Below are 3,093 nucleotides of genomic sequence, written 5' to 3'. Positions count from 1 at the left end.
GGGCATCATTGTGCTGCTGCTGCGCCATCAGCTGCTGCAGAAGAATGAAGGAGGCCACCACCATGGCGGCAATAATCGTGAGCGCCAGCCAGTAGCCGGTCTTGATGAGCAGGATCAGCTTGCGCGAAACGCTCTGCACTGGCTGCTGCGACATGATCTAAGTGACCCTCCGGTCGACGGATTCCCGCCTTGGATGCGTGACGGGAAGACGCTTGCCCTGAAAGGGTTAACAGCTCGGCAAAGGAGGCTGATGGCGATCGCGGCGGCGCGACAAAGCTCGCAAGATGGTTATCATGTCGTTTCCCGCGCACAGCTTTTTGATCGCATTGCTGTTGCACCGCCGGGAAGGATTGCTGTCCGGCTTTCGCGACGCCACCGAAGCGGTCGCTTTTGCGATGGATTTTTTGCAGCCGTGGCGCGACAGTCCGGCCTCGAACCGAACAGGGCCGGACCCATGAGCAAAGCATTCCTTTCCCACATCGACAGCGAGCTCCAGGGGCTGAAATCGGCCGGGCTCTACAAATCCGAGCGGGTGATTTCCTCCATGCAGTCCGCCGAGATCGAGGTCGGCGGCGAAAAGGTGCTGAACTTCTGTGCCAACAATTATCTCGGCCTCGCCGATAGCCTGGACCTGCGCGACGCGGCAAAGCAGGCGCTCGACCGCTACGGCTACGGCATGGCTTCGGTGCGTTTCATCTGCGGCACGCAGGAGGAGCACAAGGAACTCGAGACGACGATCTCGTCCTTCCTCGGCATGGAGGACACCATCCTCTACTCTTCCTGCTTCGACGCCAATGGCGGGCTGTTCGAGACGCTTCTTGGCGAGGAGGACGCCATCATCTCCGACGCCTTGAACCACGCCTCGATCATCGACGGCGTCAGGCTCTCCAAGGCCAAGCGCTTCCGCTACGCCAACAACGACATGGCCGATCTCGAGGCCAGGCTGAAAGAGGCAAAGGACTGCCGCTTCCGGCTGATCGCCACCGACGGCGTGTTCTCGATGGACGGCATCATCGCCAATCTGCGCGGCGTCTGCGATCTGGCCGCAAAATACGATGCGATGGTGATGGTCGACGACAGCCATGCGGTCGGCTTCGTCGGCAGGAACGGCCGCGGCTCGGCAGAGCATTGCGGTGTCGAGGGGAGGGTGGACATCATCACCGGCACGCTGGGCAAGGCGCTGGGCGGCGCCTCCGGCGGCTACACGTCCGGCAAGAGGCAGGTGGTCGACTGGCTGCGCCAGCGCTCGCGGCCCTATCTCTTTTCCAACACGCTGATGCCGGCCATCGCCGGCGCTTCGATCAAAGTGTTCGACCTGATTCGCCATGGCGACGCGCTGCGTGAGCGCCTATATGCCAATGCGGATCGCTTCCGCTCCAGCATGGGTAAGCTGGGCTTCACCCTGGCCGGCGCCGATCACCCGATCATCCCGGTGATGCTGGGCGATGCGGCTTTGGCGCAGGAGATGGCCGCGCGCATGCTGAAGCGCGGCATCTATGTCATCGGCTTCTCCTTCCCGGTCGTGCCGAAGGGCCAGGCGCGCATCCGCACCCAGATGTCGGCGGCGCATTCCAGCGCCGACATCGATCGGGCGGTCGAAGCGTTCGGCGAGGTCGGCAAGGAACTGGGCGTCATTTCCTGAACGCCCGGCGCTAGAAAACGATTCCGGATCAATAGATTCGAAGGACAACAGAATGTCGAACATGATGAAAGCGCTGGTGAAGGCCAAGGCTGAGCCGGGCATCTGGATGGAAGAGGTGCCGGTGCCGGAGATCGGCCCTAACGACGTGCTGATCAAGGTCAAGAAAACCGCGATCTGCGGCACCGACGTCCACATCTACAATTGGGACCAGTGGGCGCAGAAGACTGTGCCGGTGCCGATGGTGACGGGCCATGAATTCGTCGGCACTGTCGCCGATTTCGGCGCCGCGGTCACCGAATACAAGGTCGGCCAGCGCGTCTCGGGCGAAGGCCATATCGTCTGCGGCCATTGCCGCAACTGCCGCGCCGGGCGAGGGCATCTATGCCGCAACACGCTCGGCGTTGGCGTCAACCGCCCCGGCGCTTTTGGCGAATATATGGTCATCCCGCAGCACAATGTCGTGCCGATCCCGGACGATGTTCCGGACGAGATCGCGGCGATCTTCGATCCGCTGGGCAATGCGGTTCACACTGCACTGTCCTTCGATCTGGTCGGCGAGGACGTGCTGGTCACCGGCGCCGGCCCGATCGGCATCATGGGCGCGCTGGTCGCGCAATGCGTCGGCGCGCGAAAAGTCGTCATCACCGACATCAACCCGGTCCGGCTGGATCTGGCGCGCAAGCTTGGCGTCCAGCATGTGGTCGACGCCTCGAAGGAAAAGCTGCGCGATGTCATGCCTTCGATCGGCATGAGCGAAGGGTTCGATGTCGGCCTGGAGATGTCGGGTGCCGCGCCTGCCTTCCGCGACATGATCGACACGATGAACAATGGCGGCAAGATCGCCATTTTGGGCATCGCGCCCACCGGCTTCGAGATCGACTGGAACAAGGTCATCTTCAAGATGCTGCATCTCAAAGGTATCTACGGCCGCGAGATGTTCGAGACCTGGTACAAGATGATCGCGCTCGTGCAGGGGCCGCTGGATGTTTCGGGGCTGATCACGCACCGCATTGGGATCGACGATTTTCAGGTAGGGTTCGATGCGATGCGGAGCGGCAGCTCGGGCAAGGTGGTGATGGATTGGTGAGGGGCTTCTAAGGAAACGTCGAGTTCCTTCGCCCCCTCTCTGTCCTGCCGGACATCTCCCCTCAAGGGGGGGAGATTGGCAGTTTCGGCGCCGGCTCTCATCCTGCAATGTTGCCGATTGGCGAAAGCCGGGGTGACATCTAATCTCCCCCCAAGAGGGGGAGATGTCCGGCAGGACAGAGAGGGGGGCCTCGCGCCAACCTATCAGCCCTTTTCCTCCAAGGCCCCCTCCAGCGCCGCGATCCCCGTCACGATCGCCGCCCGTTCCTCCGCGCTGAACCTCCCCAGAAGCTCCCTTTCAAACGCCTTCGCCAGCGGCACCATTTCCCGATAGGCGGCAACTCCCGCCTTGGTCAGCGCAAGAT

Annotated in this window: 3 protein-coding genes and 1 pseudogene; 3 read left to right on the top strand and 1 reads right to left on the bottom strand. The window is 62.3% G+C overall.

Going from position 1 to position 3,093, the window contains the following annotated elements; all coding sequences use genetic code 11:
* Nucleotides 1–293: 293 nt before the first annotated feature.
* The 3 genes from EOA24_RS41980 to tdh are packed head-to-tail and all read left to right on the top strand — an operon-like array spanning nt 294 to nt 2,729.
* Entirely contained in the window at nt 294–458 is a 165-nt protein-coding gene (locus EOA24_RS41980) for a hypothetical protein (protein ID WP_189343157.1), read from the top strand.
* Nucleotides 455–1,642 carry a glycine C-acetyltransferase gene (locus EOA24_RS32295; protein ID WP_126083105.1) on the top strand — a complete coding sequence of 396 codons (1,188 nt, stop codon included), beginning with the start codon at nt 455–457 and terminating at the stop codon, nt 1,640–1,642. The genes EOA24_RS41980 and EOA24_RS32295 overlap by 4 nt, the downstream gene beginning before the upstream one ends.
* 52 nt (nt 1,643–1,694) lie before the next feature.
* A complete protein-coding gene (gene tdh / locus EOA24_RS32290; protein ID WP_126083104.1) occupies nt 1,695–2,729 on the top strand; it encodes an L-threonine 3-dehydrogenase in 1,035 nt (344 codons plus the stop codon).
* Between the two features lie 203 nt (nt 2,730–2,932).
* Here tdh and EOA24_RS43460 read toward each other — a convergent pair.
* Nucleotides 2,933–3,093 (bottom strand): annotated as a pseudogene (locus EOA24_RS43460) (MarR family transcriptional regulator); the annotation flags it as partial.

The organism is Mesorhizobium sp. M2A.F.Ca.ET.039.01.1.1, assembly GCF_003998035.1.
Lineage (GTDB): Bacteria > Pseudomonadota > Alphaproteobacteria > Rhizobiales > Rhizobiaceae > Mesorhizobium.
The sequence above is the reverse complement of the archived record's forward strand: the minus strand, read 5'-3'. Positions and strand labels throughout refer to the sequence as shown.